The 20,358-nt window shown below is 72.2% G+C and carries 14 protein-coding genes; 5 read left to right on the forward strand and 9 right to left on the reverse strand.

What is annotated here, in order from left to right:
* Positions 1-43 precede the first annotated feature (43 nt).
* Both ACFXAE_RS27580 and ACFXAE_RS27585 read right to left on the reverse strand, forming a co-directional pair.
* Complete coding sequence (locus ACFXAE_RS27580; protein ID WP_384719578.1) at positions 44-3,352, reverse strand: ATP-dependent helicase; 3,309 nt, start codon at positions 3,350-3,352, stop codon at positions 44-46.
* A gap of 257 nt (positions 3,353-3,609) precedes the next feature.
* Entirely contained in the window at positions 3,610-3,996 is a 387-nt protein-coding gene (locus ACFXAE_RS27585; protein WP_384719580.1) for an MGMT family protein, read from the reverse strand.
* Between the two features lie 185 nt (positions 3,997-4,181).
* Here ACFXAE_RS27585 and ACFXAE_RS27590 point away from each other — a divergent pair, with 185 nt between their 5' ends.
* The 3 genes from ACFXAE_RS27590 (at position 4,182) to ACFXAE_RS27600 (ending at position 10,123) form a co-directional block, all read left to right on the forward strand.
* The gene (locus tag ACFXAE_RS27590; protein WP_384719582.1) at positions 4,182-6,866 is read left to right on the forward strand and encodes a lysylphosphatidylglycerol synthase domain-containing protein; all 2,685 of its coding nucleotides are present in this window, start codon (positions 4,182-4,184) and stop codon (positions 6,864-6,866) included.
* A gap of 69 nt (positions 6,867-6,935) precedes the next feature.
* Positions 6,936-8,486: an alpha/beta hydrolase gene (locus ACFXAE_RS27595; protein WP_384719584.1), complete on the forward strand. Its 1,551-nt coding sequence runs from the start codon at positions 6,936-6,938 to the stop codon at positions 8,484-8,486.
* A gap of 137 nt (positions 8,487-8,623) precedes the next feature.
* Entirely contained in the window at positions 8,624-10,123 is a 1,500-nt protein-coding gene (locus ACFXAE_RS27600; RefSeq protein ID WP_384719586.1) for an alpha/beta hydrolase, read from the forward strand.
* A gap of 71 nt (positions 10,124-10,194) precedes the next feature.
* On the opposite strand, the gene moeZ is transcribed toward ACFXAE_RS27600, so the two are convergent.
* The 7 genes from moeZ to ACFXAE_RS27635 form a co-directional block, all read right to left on the reverse strand.
* Positions 10,195-11,373 (reverse strand): adenylyltransferase/sulfurtransferase MoeZ, encoded by a 1,179-nt coding sequence (moeZ, locus tag ACFXAE_RS27605; RefSeq protein ID WP_217129507.1) that lies wholly within the window; start codon positions 11,371-11,373, stop codon positions 10,195-10,197.
* Between the two features lie 63 nt (positions 11,374-11,436).
* A complete protein-coding gene (locus ACFXAE_RS27610; protein ID WP_384719588.1) occupies positions 11,437-12,192 on the reverse strand; it encodes a spherulation-specific family 4 protein in 756 nt (251 codons plus the stop codon).
* Positions 12,180-13,193: an NAD-dependent epimerase/dehydratase gene (locus ACFXAE_RS27615; protein ID WP_384719590.1), complete on the reverse strand. Its 1,014-nt coding sequence runs from the start codon at positions 13,191-13,193 to the stop codon at positions 12,180-12,182. Before ACFXAE_RS27615 ends, ACFXAE_RS27610 begins: the two co-directional genes overlap by 13 nt.
* A gap of 160 nt (positions 13,194-13,353) precedes the next feature.
* Positions 13,354-14,478: a hypothetical protein gene (locus tag ACFXAE_RS27620; protein ID WP_384719592.1), complete on the reverse strand. Its 1,125-nt coding sequence runs from the start codon at positions 14,476-14,478 to the stop codon at positions 13,354-13,356.
* Positions 14,475-16,151, reverse strand: a complete 1,677-nt coding sequence (locus ACFXAE_RS27625; RefSeq protein WP_384719594.1) for a DUF3492 domain-containing protein — start codon at positions 16,149-16,151, stop codon at positions 14,475-14,477. Before ACFXAE_RS27625 ends, ACFXAE_RS27620 begins: the two co-directional genes overlap by 4 nt.
* Positions 16,152-16,323: 172 nt before the next feature.
* Positions 16,324-17,928, reverse strand: a complete 1,605-nt coding sequence (locus ACFXAE_RS27630; RefSeq protein ID WP_384719596.1) for a DUF3152 domain-containing protein — start codon at positions 17,926-17,928, stop codon at positions 16,324-16,326.
* 8 nt (positions 17,929-17,936) lie between these two features.
* The gene (locus tag ACFXAE_RS27635; protein WP_384719598.1) at positions 17,937-18,992 is read right to left on the reverse strand and encodes an alpha/beta fold hydrolase; all 1,056 of its coding nucleotides are present in this window, start codon (positions 18,990-18,992) and stop codon (positions 17,937-17,939) included.
* Positions 18,993-19,241: 249 nt separating this feature from the next.
* On the opposite strand from ACFXAE_RS27635, the gene ACFXAE_RS27640 reads away from it, so the two are divergent.
* Entirely contained in the window at positions 19,242-19,469 is a 228-nt protein-coding gene (locus ACFXAE_RS27640; RefSeq protein ID WP_384719600.1) for a hypothetical protein, read from the forward strand.
* Between the two features lie 199 nt (positions 19,470-19,668).
* Positions 19,669-20,313 (forward strand): TetR/AcrR family transcriptional regulator, encoded by a 645-nt coding sequence (locus ACFXAE_RS27645; protein WP_384719602.1) that lies wholly within the window; start codon positions 19,669-19,671, stop codon positions 20,311-20,313.
* The last annotated feature ends 45 nt before the right edge of the window (positions 20,314-20,358 follow it).

A 20,358-nucleotide genomic window follows, 5' to 3' on the forward strand; every position in this document is an offset into this window, starting at 1 on the left:
GATAACCGCAGGTCGGCGCAAGGGGTGCGATGCGTCACGCCGGTCATTCGACCACGTGCCGGCCCTCGGGCCGGGCGCTGCACGAGGCCCGGAACGCACAGTGGGCGCAGTGCTGGCCCGCGGTCGGGCCGAACCGTTCGTCGAGGACCTTCCCGGCAGCGGTGGCCAGCAGGTCGCCGATCCACTCCCCCTCCGGGGGATCCTGGGCCTGCACCTTGGGCAGGGTCTCGCCACCGTCCCGCTTGGCGGCCCCCTGGCGCAGCTGGACGAGCTCGGCACCGCCCGGTTCGGGACGCACTCCGTCGAAGACGTCGTCGACGGCGCCCTCCCCGACGGCGAGCTGGTAGACGGCGAGCTGGGGGTGGCGCTCCACCTCCTTGGCGCTGGGCGCCTGTTTGCCGGTCTTGAAGTCGACGACGTACGCGCGTCCCTCGGCGTCGGTCTCGACGCGGTCCATCTGGCCGCGGATGCGGACCTCGTAGTCGCCCGCTTCGAGGGTGACGTCGAAGTCGTGCTCGCTGGCCACCGGGGTGCGTCCGGTGCGGTCCATGACGTGCCACTCGAGGAAGCGTTCGAGCGCCACGCGCGCGTGCTCCTTCTCCTGCGCCGACTTCCACGGCGCGTCGAAGGCGAGCGCGTTCCACACCGAGTCGAGGCGCTCCATGAGGACGTCGAGGTCGGCCGGGGTGTGCCCGGAGGCCACCTCGTCGGCGAGGACGTGCACCACGTTGCCGAAGCCCTGGGCGGCGGTCGCGGGCGCGTCGGCCTTCACCTCACGGCCCAGGAACCACTGCAGGGCGCAGGTGTTGGCGAGCTGGTCGAGAGCGCTGCCGGAGAGCACGACGGGCTGGTCGCGGTGACGCAGCGGCACCTTGCTCTCCGTGGGCTCGAACATGCCCCACCAGCGGTAGGGGTGCGCGGAGGGCACCAGCGGGCGGCCGTCCTCGTCGGCGAGCGCGGCGAGCCGGGCCAGCCGCTGGGCGGCGGCCTCCCGCAGGGTGTCGGAGACCCGGGGGTCGACCGTCGTGGCGCGCAGTTCGGCGACGAGCGCGGCGACGGCCAGGGGACGGCGCGGGCGGCCGGTGACGTCCTTGGGCTCGACGCCCAGTTCGGTCAGGAAGCGGGAGGGCTGGTCGCCGTCGTCGGCGGGCGCCTTCACGGCCGTCACGACGAGCCGCTCACGCGCGCGCGTGGCCGCGACGTAGAACAGGCGGCGTTCCTCGGCGAGCAGCGCTCCGGGAGTGAGGGGTTCGGCGAGTCCGTCGCGGCCGATGCGGTCGGCCTCCAGCAGGGAGCCGCGGCGGCGCAGGTCCGGCCACAGGCCCTCCTGGACGCCGGCCACGACGACCAGGCGCCACTCCAGGCCCTTGGCGCGGTGCGCGGTCATCAGGCGCACGGCGTCGGGGCGGGCGGCGCGCCGCGTGAGGGTGTCGGCGGCGATGTCCTCGGCCTCGATCTCCTCCAGGAAGTTCAGGGCGCCCCGGCCGCCGGTGCGTTCCTCCGCGCGGGCGGCGGTGGCGAACAGCGCGCACACGGCGTCGAGGTCCCGGTCGGCGTTGCGTCCGGCCGCGCCGCCGCGCCGGACGGAGCGCTCCAGGCGCCCCGGCCACGGTGTGCCGTCCCACAGGTCCCACAGAGCCTCCTCGGCCGTACCGCCGCCCGCCAGGCGCTCACGGGCCCGGCGCAGCAGGCCGCCGAGACGCTGGGCGCCCCGCGCGTAGGCGGGGTCGTGCACGGCGAGCCGCTCCGGTTCGGCCAGCGCATGTGCGAGCAGCTCGTCCGAGGGCGGCGGCAGCGGGTTGCCCGCGGCCCGCTCCTCCTCGCGCAGGGCCCGTCCGAGGCGGCGCAGGTCGGCGGCGTCCATGCCGGCGAGGGGGGAGGTGAGCAGGGTGAGGGCGGTTTCGGTGTCGAGCCAGCACGGCTGCGCCTCGGCGCCGGCTCCGGTGCCTTCCCCGTCGCCCGCCTCCGCCGTCGCCACCGCGCGCAGGGCCGTCAGCAGCGGGGCCACCGCCGGTTCGTGGCGCAGGGGCAGGTCGTTGCCGTCGACGTCCACGGGGACGCCCGCCGAGGTGAGCGCGCGGCGGACGGTGGGGAGGGTGCGGGCGCCGGCCCGGACCAGGACGGCCATGTCGTTCCAGGGGACGCCGTCCTCCAGGTGCGCCCGGCGCAGGATGTCGGCGACGTTGTCCAGTTCCGTGCCGGACGTCGGGTAGGTGTACACCTCGACCCGGCCGCCGTCCCGGTCCGGGGTCAGCTCCCGGTGGGCGCGGACCTTCTCGGCGGGCAGGCGGGGCAGCGGCATGCGCCGGGTCACCCGCCGGGTGGCCTCCAGCAGGACGGTGCCGGAGCGCCGGGAGGTGCGCAGCACCTCGACCGGGGCCGGGCGGCCGTCCGCACGGGGGAACGCGTAGGGGAACTCCAGGATGCCGCCCACGTCCGCGCCCCGGAAGGCGTAGATCGACTGGTCGGGGTCGCCGAAGGCGACGAGGGTGCGCCCGCCGGCCAGGGCGTGCAGCAGCCGTACCTGGGCGGGGTCGGTGTCCTGGTACTCGTCGACGTAGACGGCGTCGTACCGGGCGGCGAGCTGCCCGGCGATCTCCGGGCGGCCGGCGAGGAGCACCGCGCGGTGGACCAGTTCGGCGTAGTCGAGGACGCCCTGCAGGTCGAGGACGTCGAGGTACTCGGCGAGGAAAGCGGAGGCGGCTCGCCAGTCGGGGCGTCCGATGCGGCGGGCGAAGGCGTCCAGGGCGTCGGGCCCGAGGCCCAGTTCGCGGCTGCGGGCGAGCACCGCGCGGACCTCGTCGGCGAAGCCGCGGGTGGTGAGGCAGGCACGCAGCTCGTCCGGCCAGCGCACATGGGCGAGCCCGAGCCGCTCCAGGTCCACCTGGCCGGCGAGCAGCTCGCGGACGGTGACGTCCTGCTCGGGGCCCGACAGCAGCCGCAGCGGCTCCACGAAGAGGTCGCTGTCCTGGTGGGCACGGATCAGGGCGTAGCAGAACGAGTGGAAGGTGGTCGCCTGCGGGGCGCGCGCGGCCCCGATCCGCAGGGCCATGCGGTCGCGCAGCTCGACGGCCGCCTTGCGGCTGAACGTCAGCACCAGGATGCGCTCGGGGTCCCCGTCACGGGCGATTCGCGCGGCCACGGACTCGACCAGCGTGGTGGTCTTTCCGGTGCCCGGACCTGCGAGAACGAGCAACGGGCCGGTCCCGTGCTCAACCACGGAGCGCTGTGCGGCGTCCAGTCGAGGGGGATTCACGCGGTCCGGCGGGGTACGCACCAGTCGATAAGCGCCACGATTCCCCCGCCGCACCTGGGGGTGCGACAGGCCGCTGGTGGAGGAAGAGGAGCTCACGTGGTTCGCCGGTCCTGGTGGGTGTGCTGTGGGGCCGTTCGCCGCGCGTGCGGGACGGTGGGCGCGGGGTGAAGGGGGCACGCGCAGCCGACGCTACGCCGGTGAAAAGTACGGAAGCAGGCTTTCCGCTTCTTCCCTCCGGTCGCTCCGGACGCACATGTCCCTTGCCTCACGAACGTACGTCATGCCACGAATGTGCTCCGCCTCACCTCGGGGGATCAGAGGTCACACGGCGGCGTGCGCGATGGCGGAAGCTGTCAGGTGTGACCCTCGGTGTACCCGCCGCCGTCCCACCGCGCGCGCCCCATGTCGAGGCGCGGCACGTGGCCCTCCGCGGCCCGGCTCGCCTCCCTCAGGGGCGTGCCCTCCGCGCGGTAGTGGCCGAGGGCTCTCAGCTCGTGACCCGGCAACAGCACTCCGTCCGCGCGGACGACACGCCACCACGGCACCGCTCCCCCGTACAGGGCCATCACGCGCCCGACCTGCCGGGGACCGCCCTCCCCCAGCCACTCGGCCACGTCCCCGTACGTCATGACATGTCCCGGCGGGATCAGCTCGGTCACCTCGAGGACCCGCTCGGCGTACTCGGGCAGGGCGTCCGGGTGCTCCGGACCGCCGTCGGACGGAAGGCTCTCCTGGCTCATCCGGCCCATCCTGCCCCACCCCACCGACAACGCGACGCGCTCACGCGCGTGCGCGCGGCTCGCCCCGAAGCGGTGCTTCGGGCAGACTGTGCCGCCCGCGTTCGGACCCTGATGCCCCCTTGTGCCGGTACGGCATGCCACCATCGTGCGGGCGGTGACCGGTGATACAAGATCGAGAAGAGACGATGAAGCAGCAGGGTGCGCACTCCGAGGGCACGAAGGGCACCCCTGACGCCTTGTCGCGCCCGGACACCGCGGACCCCGAGACGGCACACATCGACGAGGTGGAGGGCGACGAACCGCTGCTCCCCGCGCGGGTGCACCGCCCGTCCGACCTCATGCGGCTCCTGGCGGGCGTACTCGCCGTCGTGGTGCTGCTGGCGATCGCCGCGTTCGCCCACGGCACCACCTCGGGCCTGGAGCAGGACATCAGCAAGGGCACCGGTCAGGCGCCCGACCTGCTCATCAAGATCGCGGGCCTGGCCTCCAGCATCGCGATCCTCCTGGTGCCGGTGGCCTTCGCCATCGAGCGGCTGATCAAACGGGACGGGTTGCGGATCGCCGACGGCGTGCTCGCCGCCGTCCTCGCGCACGGTGTGACGCTCGCCACCGACCTGTGGGTCGCACGTGCCGCTCCGGGCTCGATCCAGGAGGCGCTCACCCAGCCCTCTCCCGGTGACATACACGCCCTGACCGATCCGGTGCACGGCTATCTGGCCCCGGTGATCGCGTACATGACGGCCGTCGGGATGTCCCGCAGACCCCGGTGGCGCGCGGTGCTGTGGGTGGTGCTGCTCCTCGACGCCTTCTCGATGCTCGTCACCGGGTACACGACACCGTTCTCGATCATCCTGACGGTCCTGATCGGCTGGACCGTCGCCTACGGCACCCTCTACGCGGTCGGTTCACCCAATGTGCGCCCCACCGGCCGCACGCTGATGGCGGGCCTGCGCACCGTCGGCTTCCGCCCCGTGACCGCGTCCCGGGTGGAGTCCGGTGACGCCTCCGAGGCCGGGGACCGGGGGCGCCGCTACTTCGTCACCCTGGAGGACGGTCCGCCGCTGGACGTCACGGTGGTCGACCGTGAGCAGCAGGCGCAGGGATTCTTCTACCGCGCGTGGCGCAATCTGGCCCTGCGCGGCTTCGCCACCCGCAGCAGCCTGCAGTCGCTGCGCCAGGCGCTGGAGCAGGAGGCGCTGCTGGCCTACGCGGCCATCGCGGCCGGCGCCAACGCGCCCAAACTGATCGCCACCTCCGAACTCGGTCCCGACGCGGTGATGCTCGTCTACGAGCACAGCGGCGGGCGCACCCTCGACTCACTGCCGGACGAGGAGATCACCGACGAACTGCTGCGCGACACCTGGCACCAGGTACAGGCCCTGCAGTCCCGCCGTATCGCGCACCGCAGGCTGGTGGGCGACGCCATCCTGGTGGATCGTTCCGGCACGGTGATCCTCACCGATCTGCGCGTCGGCGAGATCGCGGCCGGCGATCTGCTGCTGCGCATGGACACCTCCCAACTGCTGGTGACGCTGGGTCTCAGGGTGGGCGCCGAACGCGCGGTGGCCTCCGCGCTGAGCGTCCTCGGCCCCGACACCGTGGCGGACTGTCTGCCGATGCTCCAGCCCATCGCGCTGAGCCGCTCCACGCGCGGGACCCTGCGCAAGCTGGCCCGGGAGCGGGCGGAACGCGAACGTGAGGCGGTCCTGGAGGCCTCCCGGCAGTCCAGACCGGCCCGCGCGGAGCACGGCGCCCACCGTGTCGTCCTCGACAAGCCGGACAAACCCGACAAGAAGGCCGTACGCGCGGAGCAGCGGGCCGAGAAGCGGGCCATCGACGAAGCCCTGGAGGAGGCGCGCGAGGAGGATCTGCTCACCCAGATCCGGCACGAGGTGCTGCGGATCAGGCCACAGGCCCCGGTCGAGCCGGCCCGGCTGGAACGGGTGCGCCCGCGGACGCTGATCAGTTTCATCGCCGGTGCGATCGGCGCGTACTTCCTGCTGACGCAGCTCACCCACATCGAGTTCGGCCCGCTGATCGCCAACGCGGAGTGGGGCTGGGTGGCCGCGGCGGTGCTGTTCTCGGCGGCCAGTTATGTCGCGGCGGCCATGGCCCTGCTCGGATTCGTACCGGAGCGGGTGCCGTTCGTGCGGACCGTGGCGGCACAGGTCGCCGGGTCGTTCGTGAAGATCGTCGCCCCGGCGGCGGTGGGCGGTGTCGCCCTGAACACGCGGTTCCTCCAGCGCGCGGGGGTGCGGCCCGGTCTCGCGGTGGCGAGCGTCGGCGCGTCGCAGCTCTTCGGGCTCGGCTGTCACATCCTGATGCTGCTGGCGTTCGGCTATCTGACCGGTACCGAGAAGACGCCCTCCCTCTCACCGTCCCGCACGGTGATCGGGGGTCTGCTGACGGTGGCGGTGCTGGTGCTCGTGGTGACCTCGGTGCCGTTCCTGCGGAAATTCGTCGTCACGCGCGTGCGCTCACTCTTCGCGGGTGTCGTGCCGCGCATGCTCGATGTGCTGCAGCGGCCGCAGAAACTGATCACCGGCATCGGCGGCATGCTGCTGCTGACGGCCTGCTTCGTGATGTGCCTGGACGCCTCGATCCGGGCGTTCGGCGACGAGACGACATCCGTCAGCATCGCCGGCGTCGCCGTCGTCTTCCTCGCGGGCAACGCGCTGGGGTCGGCGGCCCCGACGCCGGGCGGTGTCGGCGCGGTCGAGGCGACCCTGACGGTCGGTCTCATCGCGGTCGGGCTCCCCAAGGAGGTCGCCGCGCCGGCGGTGCTGCTCTTCCGGCTGCTGACGCTCTGGCTGCCGGTACTGCCGGGCTGGCTGGCCTTCAACCACCTCACGCGCAAGGCGGCCTTGTGAGCGAGGGCCCCTTACCTCGTACGGCCCGTGCCCCGCGCGTCCCGCTCCGGGCGACCGCAGGATGGGACCATGCCCCACCCCTTCCGTCTGCGTGCCGCCGTCCTGACCGTCTGCGCCGTGCTGCTGCCCGCCCTGCTGACCGGCTGCGGTGAGGACGCCGACAAGGCCGAGGACCTGACGGAACAGCGGCTCAGCTGGAGGGACTGTCCGGCTCCGTCCGAGGCGCAGGGAGGGGGCACCTCCCCGTCCCCCCTCCCCGGTGACCGGGGCGAATGGAGTTGCGCCACCATGAAGGCGCCGCTGGACTGGGACGATCCCCAGGGCGACACCATCGGCCTCGCGCTGATCCGGGCCAGGTCGAGCGGCACGGCGAGCGAACGCATCGGCTCCCTGATCTTCAATTTCGGTGGCCCGGGCGGCTCCGGCGTCACCGCACTGCCCGGGTTCGGCAAGGACTACGCGACCCTGCGCACCCGCTACGACCTGGTGAGCTTCGATCCCCGCGGGGTCGGGCGCAGCGCGCCCGTGACCTGTCTGGACGACCAGCAGCTCGACACGTACTTCCAGCAGGACGCCACCCCCGACGACAGGACCGAGCGCGCGGAACTCCTGGACCGCACCGAGGAGTTCAACGCGGCCTGCGAGAAGAAATCCGAGCGGGTGCTGCCTCATGTACGCACCACGGACGCCGCCCGTGACCTGGACCTGATGCGTCAGGTCCTCGGCGACGACGTGCTGCACTACTTCGGCATCTCCTACGGCACCGAACTCGGCGGCGTCTACGCCCACCTGTTCCCCGAGAAGGTGGGCCGCGCGGTGTTCGACGCGGTCGTCGACCCCACGGAAACCGCGGAACAGGGCTCGCTCGGACAGGCGCGGGGGTTCCAGCTCGCGCTCGACAACTACGCCGAGGACTGCGTCTCGGGGACCGAGGAGTGCCCCGTCGGCGACAGCGTGCAGGACGTGAAGGACCGGATCGCCGAACTGCTGAAGGACCTCGACAGCACGCCCATCCCGGGCATCTTCCCGCGGGAACTGACCCAGACCGCCGCGACCAACGGAATCGTGCAGACACTGTACTCGGAGGACCTCTGGAAGTTCCTCACCGATGGCCTCGAGCGGGCGTACGAGGGTGACGGAACGATTCTGATGGTGCTCTCCGACTCGATGAACGGGCGCAGCAAGAACGGTGAGTACAACAACCTCGTCCCGGCCAACGTGGCCATCAACTGCGCCGACGACAAACCCCGCTACACCCCCGAGGACGTGGAGCGCCGGCTGCCCGGGTTCCGGGCGGCGTCCCCGCTGTTCGGGGAGTATCTGGCATGGGGAATGGTCAGCTGCACCGACTGGGCGGTGCCGGGGGCCGCCGAGCATCCGGATGTCCACGCCCCCGGCGCCGCTCCGATCCTGGTGATCGGCAACACCGGCGACCCGGCCACTCCGTACGAGGGGGCGCGCAGGATGGCGCAGGCACTCGGTGCGGGCGTGGGAGTGGAGCTGACGTACAAGGGGCAGGGACACGGGGCCTACAACAGCAAGAACAGATGTGTGCAGGACGCGGTGCACGGCTATCTCCTGGACGGAAAAGTGCCCGCGGACGGGACCGTCTGCTCATGAGCGAGCAGACAGTTCACTATTAAGACGCAGGTCAGAGCGTTATCCACAGGCCGCCCCGGCGAGCGGCGGGTCTGCCTACCATGGCCTGACCGCCATCCGCGGCACGGTGCGGACGGCCAGCGAGGGGGAAATGGCACATGACCCGTTTCACACGGTGGACGGCCCTGACGGTCGCCGCCGCACTGCTGACGGCCGGCTGCAGCGGCGACGGCTCGTCGGACGACGACTCCGGCAGTGACGGAAAGAGCGGCGGGACGGCGCTCGACTGGGGGCGCTGCAAGGCCTCCGGGGACGCTCCCGCACCGGGCGAGGACTGGCAGTGCGCCACCCTCAGGGTGCCGCTGGACTGGTCGAAGCCGGACGGCTCCACGATCGGGCTCGCCCTGATCCGGGCCAAGGCCACGGGCGACGACCGCCTCGGCTCCCTGCTGTTCAACTTCGGCGGACCGGGCGGGTCCGGCGTGTCGATGATGCCGTCCTACGCCGCCACGGCCTCCGAGCTGCGCGAGCGGTACGACCTGGTGAGCTGGGATCCGCGCGGGGTCGCCGCCAGCGAGGGCGTCCGCTGCCGCGACGACGAGAGCATCCAGGCCGCCGAGTCGTCGGTGGACGGCACCCCGGACACACCGGCCGAGGAGCGGACGTTCCTCCAGGACGCCGCCGACTTCGGCAAGGGCTGCCAGGACGCCGCCGGGAAGCTGATGGCCCACGTCTCGACCACGGACACCGCTCGCGACATGGACCGCATCCGGCAGTCCCTCGGCGACGACCGGCTGAACTACTTCGGCATCTCCTACGGCACCGAGCTGGGCGGTGTCTACGCCCATCTCTTCCCGAAGAAGGTGGGGCGGATGACGCTCGACGCGGTGGTCGACCCGAGCGCCGACACCATGGGCCACGCCAAGAACCAGACCCGAGGCTTCCAGACAGCCCTCGACAACTACCTGAAGTCCACCGGGCGGGACCCCGAGCAGGGTTCGCGCGAGATCGCGGAGCTGCTGGAGCGGATCGACTCCGACCCGCTGCCGACGTCGTCGTCCGGGCGCGAGCTGACGCAGACGCTGGCACTGACCGGCATCGTCCTGCCGCTGTACAGCAAGACCAGCTGGCCGGTGCTGACCAGCGCGCTGGAAGCGGCCGAGGAGGGCGACGGCACGGAGCTGCTGGCGCTGGCCGACGGCTACAACGAACGCGACGCCTCGGGTCAGTACGGCACGACGACCCACTCCCAGCGGGTCATATCGTGCCTGGACGACAAGCAGCGGCCGACTCCGGAGGAAACGAAGAAGCTGCTGCCCGAGTTCGAGGAGCTCTCGCCCGTGTTCGGGTCCTTCCTCGGCTGGGACACGGCCGGCTGGTGTCACGACTGGCCGGTGCCCGGCCAGTTCGACACCCCGGAGGTGAGCGCGCCGGGCGCGGCGCCGGTCCTGGTCGTGGGCAACACCGGCGACCCGGCCACACCGTACGAGGGTGCCCGGAAGATGGCGGACGAGCTGGGCGAGGACGTCGGTGTGGTGCTCACCTGGAAGGGCGAGGGCCATGGCGCGTACGGCAGTGGGAGCGACTGCGTCGACTCCACGGTGGACGCGTACCTGCTGGACGGCACGGTGCCCGAGGACGGCAAGATCTGCTCATGACGACGGCGGGGGCTCCGCGCACTCGTGGTGCCCGGAGCCCCCGCGTCGGCTCATGTGCGTGCCGGGGTCGGTCAGTAGACCGGCTTCTCCGGCTCGATCTGGTTGACCCAGCCGATCACACCGCCGCCCACGTGGACGGCGTCGGCGAAGCCCGCGGACTTCAGGACGGCGAGGACTTCCGCACTGCGGACACCCGTCTTGCAGTTCAAGACGATCTTCTTGTCCTGCGGCAGGCTCTCCAGGGCGTTGCCCATGAGGAACTCGTTCTTGGGGATCAGGCGGGCGCCCGGGATGGACACGATCTCGAACTCGTTCGGCTCGCGGACGTCGATAAGCTCGATGCTCTCGCCGTCGTCGATCCACTCCTTGAGCTGCTTCGGAGTGATCGTGGAGTCGACGGCCGCCGCCTGGGCCTCCTCGGACACGACGCCGCAGAAGGCCTCGTAGTCGATGAGCTCGGTGACGGTCGGGTTGTCGCCGCAGATCGCGCAGTCGGGATCCTTGCGGACCTTGACCTGGCGGTACTGCATCTCCAGGGCGTCGTAGATCATGAGCCGGCCGACCAGCGGCTCACCGATGCCGGCGAGCAGCTTGATCGCCTCGTTGGCCTGGATGGAGCCGATGGACGCGCACAGCACGCCCAGGACGCCGCCCTCGGCGCAGGAGGGGACCATGCCGGGGGGCGGGGGCTCCGGGTAGAGGCAGCGGTAGCAGGGGCCGTGCTCGGACCAGAAGACCGACGCCTGGCCGTCGAAGCGGTAGATCGAGCCCCATACGTACGGCTTGTTCAGCAGCACACAGGCGTCGTTGACCAGGTAGCGGGTCGCGAAGTTGTCCGTGCCGTCGACGATCAGGTCGTACTGGCTGAACAGGTCCATCACGTTGTCGGCCTCGAGCCGCTCCTCGTGGAGGACCACGTTCACGTACGGGTTGATGCCCTTGATCGTGTCACGCGCGGACTCGGCCTTGGGGCGGCCGATGTCGGACTGGCTGTGGATGATCTGGCGCTGCAGGTTCGACTCGTCGACCTCGTCGAACTCCACGATGCCGAGCGTGCCCACGCCCGCCGCGGCCATGTACATCAGACCCGGCGAGCCCAGGCCACCAGCGCCCACAAAGAGCACCTTGGCGTTCTTCAGCCGCTTCTGCCCGTCCATGCCCACATCGGGGATGATCAGGTGGCGGGAGTACCTGCGGACCTCGTCTACGGTGAGCTCGGGGGCCGGCTCGACCAGGGGTGGCAGCGACACGGGGACTCCGTTGGTCGGTCAATCACTACGGGTGTTCTTCGCTTAACAGTGCCATGGCCTTTTTCATTCCGAGACACCTGTCCCGATACGCGAGACGATGTCGTCCCAGTAGCCGGGCAGGGGCTCCCAGGGGGCAGGACGGGCGTGGTGCCCCGGGTGGCGGGTGTGGTCCGTGAAGTAGATCGTCGCGGCGCCCTGCCAGCGGGCGATGCGCAGGGCCTCGTCCAGGTGCGGGCGGGGCACTCCGTGCACGAAGTGGCAGAAGCGTTCGGGCGGGTGGTCGGCGGTCCACTCCGCCACCTGCGACCAGCGGTAGTCGTTCCACGGGCCGGAGAAGGTGACCAACTGGTCGGCGTGTTCGGCGTATCCCGGGTACGGATGGGTGCCGTGGCCGAGGACGATGTGGGCGTCATGGAGCGCCCGGAGTGTGGTGATCGTGCGCCCGACCTCGGGGAGTGCGGCCCGGTCGGCGGGACAGCGGTCCAGCAGGAAGCCGTCGACCTGGTACCAGTCGATGAAACGGCGGGCGTCCGAGATCACCTCACCGAACGTGCGGAGGCCGTACGCCGAGTCGAGGTGGCCGAGGACGCGGACACCGGCGTTGCGGAGGCGGCCGGCCGCCTCCAGGCAGTGCGGGTCGGGTCGGGTGCCGGGGCCGTCGGCCACGTCGAGGACGACCCAGTGCAGAGGGGTGCCCGGGCGGGTGAGCTCGCTCCACTCGGTCGGGGCGACGAGGGGGTGCGCGAGGCCGGGGACGCCGAAGCCCGTACGGACGCCGGTGCTCGCCGTACCGGCTTTGACGCTGGTCAGATACGGCATGCCGCCTCCATCCAGATGTCGGCGAGGGACTCCTCGAGGTTGATCCGGGGGCGCCAGCCGAGGCGGTCGCGGGCGGTGCGGACGTCGGCCTGCTGCCAGCTGCCGCAGCCGTCGGGGTACGGGAAGGCGACGGGGGTGGTGGGATGGTCGAGGTCGGGGCGTGGATGGTTGATCGTGGTGCGGAGAAGGGTGGTGGGGTGGGGCGTGTGGGTGGGGTGGGGTACGTGCGGTGGGTGCAGGCCCGGGGAGGTGTCCAGTTCGTTGAGGGCGCCGCCGTAGCCGGCCACCCTGGCGAGGATTCCGGCGGCGTCGCGGAGGCGGACGGCGCGGCCCGAGCCGATGTTGATGACACCCTGCGCGGCGGAGAGGGAGGCGGCGTGGACGGCGCGGGCCACGTCGCGGACGTCGATGAAGTCCCGTTGTGCCCCGAGACCGCCGAGCTTCAGCTCGCTGTCGCCGGACTGCATGGCACGGCGCATCGCCTCGGCGAGGCGGCCGAGGGGGGAGCCGGCGGGGGTCCCGGGGCCGACGGGTGAGAAGACCCGGAGGACCACGGCGTCCAGGCCGGAGCCGAGGACCAGCTCGGTGGCGGCGAGCTTGCTGACGCCGTAGGGGCCGCCGGGGCGGGGGACGGCGTCCTCCGCCGTGGACGAGCCGGGCTGGCTGGGACCGTACTCCGAGCCGCAGCCGATCTGCACGAGCCGTGCGCCACAGCCGCTGCGTCGGAGGGCCTCGCAGACGGTGGCCACGGCGACGGTGTTGTGCCGGGTGAGTTCGCGGGCGCCGCCCCGCGTGGTGCCGGCGCAGTTGACGACCACGCCGGGATGGACGGCGTCGAGGAAGCGGGTGAGGGCGCCGGGGCTGCCGGTGGCGAGGTCGAAGCGGACGTCGGCGTCGTCACCGCGGCCGAGAGCGGTGAGCTGGACGGCGGGGTCGGCGAGGAGGCGGTCGGCTACGAAGCGGCCGATGTAGCCGTTGGCTCCGATCATGAGGACTCTCATCGGGCGGCTCCTTCGGCGTCCGGGGTGGTCATGTGGGGTTCTCCTTCGGGTGTGTTCCTCGGGGCGCGAGCGCCGGGCCGTGAGGCCCGGCCCCGGTCCACCGGCGCAGGGCACCGCATGAGCACCGGGGCCACACCGTCCTCGGCCGGCATTCGCGTCGTCACCGCGGTTGCTCCGGGGGGATGTGCGCCGAGGCTCGGGCGAGTTTGCGGGAGGCGTGGATCAGCAGGAGCAACGCCGCTGTCCCGCAGGTGAGGGTGGGGAGGGCGGCGGGGCTCCAGGACGTGGTCAGGGTTTGGACCGGTGTGGCCAGGGCGTCGCAGCCGGGGAGGCGGGCCGTGAAGAGCGTGGCCAGGGCCGTCATCTGGGTGACGGCCGTGATCGTGAGGATCACCCTCGGCGCGTGGGTGAAACCGTGGATCGTGAGGAGGCGGGCCAGGTAGAGAAGGCCTCCCAGGGCGAGCGTCGAGGGCAGGGCGAGGGGCTCGTCGAGGAGCCTGGACGTCACCGTGAGCAGAACGGCCACCGCGCCCAAGAACAGGGCGAACACACCGATGAGCGCGGGTCGCACGGAAGCCGAGAAGTCCTCCAGACCACGACTCGACGCCAGCCTGCGGCGGACGCGGGCGGCGAAGAGGCGGGCCGTCCAGGCGGCGGGCGCGCAGGACAGGGCGAGCGCCACGACCGGGGCGACGGTGAGCGGCCAGTCCCCCTCCGCCGTGCCGTCGGGCAGACCGTCGGGGCCGCCGGTGACGGCCGTGCTGAGCAGGCCGTCGCCCAGGAGGGCGTAGCCGAGGAGCCAGCAGTTCCAGGACGCCGTGGCGGAGCGGGACGAAATGCCGGCCCGGGCGCTCAGCGGGCCCCGGCGCAGTGCCGCACGCAGGGCGAGGGTGACGGCCAGGATGCCGGTGGCCGCCGTGCAGAGGCGGAGCTGGCCGTGGGTGAGGCGCAGGGCGATCACCGTCGCCACGCACAGGGCGCCGGGGAGCAGGGTGAGGACGGTCCAGTCGGCGCGTGCCCTCGGACCCGTGGTGGCCGGGGCGGGCCGAGGTGGTGTGTCGTCACGGGGGACCCTGGCGTAGAGCTCCTCCGCGAGGGAGAAGACGTCACGGTGCCGGAAGCGGGCGGCGGTGCGGTCGGTGATGCCGTGGGCCTCCAGGCCCGCCGCGATCTCCAGGGGGTCCACCGCCCGTTCGCACAGGTCGCGGTGGCGGTGCAGCAGCGCCTTGACCGGGTCGGCCGCACCGGACGGAGTGCTGCGGTTCAGTTCGCCGAGGTCGGTCATCGGGCTGTCTCCGTCGCGGGTACCGGGGTGTCCATGGCCCACCTGGGGACGGCGCGGTGGCCGGGGTCGGTCCAGTGGCCGGGGACGTGGGCCTCGGCGGGGGTGGCGAAGGGCAGCGGGTCGCCGGTGTCGTCGAGGAGCAGGCGGCGGACCGGTGTGCGCGCGAGGATCTCCAGGTAGATGCCGTGGAACGCCGCGATGTTCTGGTCGACGGTGAACAACTCGAGCGCGCGGGCGCGCGCGGCGGCACCGAGGCGTACGCGGCGCTCGGGGTCGCGCAGCAGGGAGACGCACGCCTCGGCGAGCGCCCGCGGATTGCGGGGCGGTACGACGAGACCGGTGCCGCCGATGGCCTCCACGACCGCGCCGACGTCCGTGGAGACCGTCGCGCGCCCGCAGAGCATCGCCTCGACGAGACCGGCCGGGAAGCCCTCGACGACGCTGGAGAGAACGGTCACGGCGCCCGAGGCGTACGCGTCGGCGGGGGTGGCCGGGCCCGGGCCGCCGATCTCCTCGAAGGACACCGGGTTGGCGCCCACGGAGTGCGGTCCCTCGGCCTCGTCCGGGAAGAGGTGCGCGGCCAGTGCCTCGCAGTGGCCGCGGTAGGCGGCGCCCTCCGGGTCCGACGGACCTCCGATGATCCGCAGCCGGGTCTTCGGCTCCTCCTTGCGGATCTCCGCGAAGGCGTGCAGCAGCGAGACCAGGTCCTTGGCGGGCTCCACACGGCCGACCCAGACGAGGGTGTGCGGGTCGGCGCCCTCCGGGGACTCCCCCGCCTCGGCGAAGGGCGCGGCGTCCATGCCGGGGTACACCGTGCGGAGCTTCGCCCGGTCGGCGCCGCAGCGCTCCTGCCAGCGGCGGGCGTGCGTGTTGCCCGGTGTGATGACCGCGGCCCGGCGGTAGGTCTCGGCGGCGAGCCTGCCGTGGAAGGCGGCGAGCAGGGAGCGGACCGCGGGTGAGGCGTCCGGGCGGGTGAGGTAGTGCGTCCGCAGGCGTACGCCGTACTCGGTGACGAGGAGGGGGATGTCGAAGAAGTGGTGGGCGAGCAGGCCCGGAAGAGCCGTCACCCCGCCGGCGGCGGCGTGGCACAGATCCACCGCGCCCAGCCCGTCCTCCTCGTACCAGTCGAGCGAGAGGGGGCGCAGGGCGCGCTCCAGGTGTGCGGCGACGGCCAGCAGATCGGGTACGCGGGCCTCACGCGCCGCACGCAGGGCGCCGGGCGCACGACAGGCGCGTTCCAGGGCGCGTACGGCCGTCTCGGAGCGGAGTGCGGCCACCAGGCCGCCTTCGTCGCGGGCGAGTTCGGCGAGGCCCCGAAGAGCGGTGGCGAAACGGTCCGCCTCGGCTGTCGCGGGCTGCGGGTCGGGGGCGGTGGGGTCCGTCGCGGTGCAGAGGGCGGCGGCCAGTTCACCGTAGTGCTCCGAGAAGCGCCGGCGTGCGCGGCGGCCGTACACCACCCCGTCGTCCTCGGCCGCCCACAGCGGTGCGGTGCGGACCCGGCCGACCTGGGGCGGCAGCGGGACCCAGCCCGCGTCCTCCTGGGCTTCGCCGGTGCTGAACGCGTAGACGTGGAACTCGTGTTGGCCGAGTCCGCGCACCAAGCGGTCGCACCAGAGCCCGCCCTCACCGCCCACGTACGGATAGCCACCCTCCGTAAGCAGTCCGATGCGCACGTGCGCACCCCCGATCTCCCGTGTGGGGAGCCGCCGTTGGTTTGGCGGCTCGCAGCGGGACGAACGTATGCGGACAAGGAGGTGGCGTGATGGACGGTTGTCCATCACGCCACCAAAAGGGGTGAACGGGCGTAACTTTCCCGCGCGGAGCGCGTTCCGCCGCGCTAGGCGCTCAACCCTTGGGGTAGGGCCATGCGTTCGGGCGGCAGCTGATTCCGTCGTGGTCGAGGAACTTGGTCTGCTGCTGCATGACCGGGGCCAGGTCGCCGTCCTTGTCACAGGTGACGTGGTTGTAGCCCAGGCGGTGGCCGATCTCGTGGTTGATCAGCATCTGGCGATAGGCGTGCATCTTGTCGCCGTAGGTGTCCGCTCCCCGCGCCCAGCGGTCCGCGTTGATCATCACGCGCTCGGTGGCCGCCGAGTCGCAGGAGACGTTGTCCACGGTGGTGTCCAGGCCGGACTTGGCGCACCAGTCGGCGGTCGTGTCCGGACCGGCGAGGGTGATCACGAAATCGACCTCGCCGGAGTGGACGCGCTCGAACGTGCGCGCGCCGTTGTGCGCCCAGCTGCGGTTGTCGTTGAGCGTTTTCTGGACCGCTTCGGCGAAGAGTTCACCGTCGAGGCCGAGCCCCTGCTCCACGTCCACGCGGTAGGTGACCTTCTCCCCCTTGCCCGGAGCCTTGTCGATGCCGGGGATCGCGTCGAACTTCCCCGTGCCCCCGCGCGCGGCGCTCAGCGGGTACTTCTGGTCCATCCTCTGCTCGTAGGTCAGCGGTTCGGCGCTGGGTACGGAGGGCGTCTCCCGGTCGTCCCCGCGCGAGGCGGAGTCCCGGACGTCGCGTGCCTGCTCGCCGGCGGCCTGCGCCTGTACGCCGGTGCCGTCGCGTTCGTCGGTGACCTGCCCGGCCACGACGACGGCCAGCACGGTCGTGACGGCGGCGGCCGCGATCCCGGTGAACGCCCGCCCCTTGCCGCCCCTGGCCGGCGCGGGCTCTCCGGTCGGCGGCGTGTCGTCGTCATCGAGGTCGGCGGGGACACCGGTGGCCGGGGCGGCGCTCCAGTCGGTGACGGCGGCGTAGGGGTCCGCGGGACCCGCCGGGCGGGGCACGTAGGCGGGCGTGCGCGGGGAGAAGAGGTCGGCGTCCTCGCCGAAGGCGTCGAGGTAGTCCTGACGCGGCCCTCCGGGAGGCGCCTGCCGCTGTCGCGGGAGGGGCGCACCCGGCCCCGCCGGCATGCCGTACCCGGCCCCGGCCGCCGTACGACCGTCCGACGTCCCCCAGCCGCCCCCGGGTTCCCGCTGCTCGGGATGCCCACCACGGGCCTGGGGAACGCCACGGGCAGGTGTTCCGTCGGGCAGCCGGGGAAAGCCGTGCGCGGGAGTCCCGTCGGGCAGCCGGGGAAAGCCGTGCGCCGGGGTTCCGTCCGGCAGACGCGGTACGCCATGCGCGGGCGTTCCGTCCGGGAGCCAGCCGTCCGGGAGGCGCGGCACGCCGTGCGCCGGCGTTCCGTCCGGGAGGCGCGGCACGCCGCCGGCCGGTGTCCCGTATCCCGTCGTTCCGTATGCCGGAGGGGTCCCGTACCGCTGGGCCTCGCCCCTGGGTTCCTGCTGCGGCGGGAGCGCGGGCGTCCGGTGCGGGCCCGGGCCGTTCATCTGCCGCGGCCGGTCCGCCTGCCCGGTCCCGGACGAACCGTCCGGCGCCGGACGGCCGTCCCGTACGGCACTCTTGTCCGCGGTGTCGCCCTTCCGGGCGGGTCCACGGCGGCTGTGGCGTCCCACGTCGCGCCTCAGCCCCTCGTGTTCTCGGCGGCGGTTCCCCCACCGGTGCCGGCGGGTGAACCCGGAGCGCCCCTCGCGCCCGGCTCACCAGTATCCCCCTGATCCGCCGAATCCGTTGTATCCGCGAGGAGTTCACGGAAGGCGAGGGCCACCGTCCCGGGGTACTCCATCATCGCGACGTGCCCCGCGTCCGGAATCGTCACCAGCCGGCAGTTCCGGAAGGCGCGCGCCGACCGCTGGGCCATGCGGAAGCCGACGAGCTGGTCCCGGCCGCCGTAGACGAGCAGGGTCGGCGCGAGCACCCGCTCGGCCTGACGCCACAGTCCCTGCTGGCCACCCAGCAGATAGGCGGTGACGAGCCCCCGCGCGGAGCGCGCCATCGCGTCCCAGAAGTACGGCAGCCGCAGCCGCCGCTCCATCTCCTGCACGGCGTTGCGGAACCCTTCCGGCGACACCCGCGCGGGGTCGCCGTAGCAGAGCTGCATCACGCCCCGGACGCGCTGTTCCGCCGTCCACTCGCGGGTGATCCGGGTGAACAGCGGTGCGACCCCGGGCACCGCCAGCAGCCCCGTGGGGACGGCGGTGCGCTGCACCCGCAGTTCCGGCAGGGCCGGTGACACGAGCGTGAGGGTGCGGACGAGGTCGGGGCGTACGGCGGCGACACGGGTCGCGACCGCGCCCCCGAGCGAGTTGCCGAAGAGGTGCACCGGGCCGCGGCCGGTCGTGTCGAGATAGCGGATCACCGCGCGTGCGTGCGCGGTGATGGAGTAGTCGCCGTCGTCCGGGGGCGGGGAGTCGCCGAAGCCCGGCAGGTCGACGGCCTCGCTGTCGACGACGTCGTCCAGCAGCGGCATGAGCGCCGACCAGTTCAGCGAGGAACCGCCGAGTCCGTGGACGTAGAGGGCGGAGGGCAGCCCCTCCCGCGCGGGTGGCCGCGACCGTACCGACAGCGTGACGCCGGGCAGCTCCACCGAGCTGAGCCGCTCGCCCTCCGCGATCCTGACCGCCGCCACCTTGGGAAGCATGTTTGCGGGCGGCACGGACGGCAGCTCGGTCGAAGACATGCGGCAATGTTACGAGACGATCACGTGGTGGTTCGTGTGTTCGCCCTCACAGGACGCCACAAGGGCCGACTCCTGACCGCCCCGGGGGCGGGTCCCGTCGTGCGCTCCCTGTCACGTCCCGGTCGCGGATCGCATAGCGTCCGAATCGGGTGTCTCCTAGGCTCGTGGAAAGGGCACCCGCACATCGCCCCTGCAGTCTTCAGGGACGTTCGCAGCAGCCGTTCACAGGAAGCAGGAAGGGAGCCCGGCATGGCCGTAGATCCGACCGACCCCGAGACGTTCGTGGAGGACGAGGACGCCCGCGAGGACGAGGAGTTCGACGTCGAGGCTCCCGAGGTCGACGCGGCCGAGCAGCACACGGAGGTGAAGCCGGACCGCGACGACCCGATGACCGGCGTCGATCCCGACCGCGCCAGCGAGGCGGACCTGATGGAGCAGGCCAGGATCGTCTCCCTCGACGAGGACGACTACCGGTGACGAGCGCACCGACGAGGACCGTCGTCGAGCAGTGAGGAGGAAACTTCTTGCCCGCTCTGACAGCTTTTGAAACCGTCCGTACGGCTTTCACCGCCGTCCGGTCCGTGAAATTCTGCGCTCTCACCGCGCACACCACGGTTACCGAAAAGTACGATGGCGGCGCGGCTCACACCGCACGTGGACGACATTGGGAGGCGGCGTGACAGCCATCGAGCAGACAGACGCGGTACGCCCGAGGGGTACACGCCTGCCACGCCGTGCCCGACGGAACCAGTTGCTGGGCGCCGCCCAGGAAGTCTTCGTCGCGCAGGGCTACCACGCGGCCGCGATGGACGACATCGCCGAGCGTGCGGGCGTCAGCAAGCCGGTGCTCTACCAGCACTTCCCGGGCAAGCTCGATCTGTATCTCGCACTGCTGGACCAGCACTGCGAGGCCCTGATCCAGTCGGTGCGCCACGCGCTGGCGTCGACGTCGGACAACAAGCAGCGCGTACGGGCGACCATGGACGCCTACTTCGCGTACGTCGAGGACGACGGCGGCGCCTTCCGCCTGGTCTTCGAGTCGGACCTGACGAACGAGCCCGCCGTGCGCGAGCGCGTCGACAAGGTGACCAACGAGTGCGCGGAGGCGATCTGCGACGTGATCGCCGAGGACACCGGGCTGTCGCGGGCGGAGTCGATGCTGCTCGCCTCAGGGCTCGGCGGTCTCGCCCAGGTGGTGGCGCGGTCCTGGCTGCACAGCGACCGCAGCGTGCCGCGCGACCATGCGGTGCAACTGCTGGCCTCGCTGGCCTGGCGGGGCATCGCGGGATTCCCGTTGCACGGCAGCGAACAGCACCACTGAGGAGGGCGGGCGGGCGCCGGCGGCTGTTTGTTCCCGCCGGCTGTT

The organism is Streptomyces sp. NPDC059454, assembly GCF_042749965.1.
Classification (GTDB): domain Bacteria; phylum Actinomycetota; class Actinomycetes; order Streptomycetales; family Streptomycetaceae; genus Streptomyces.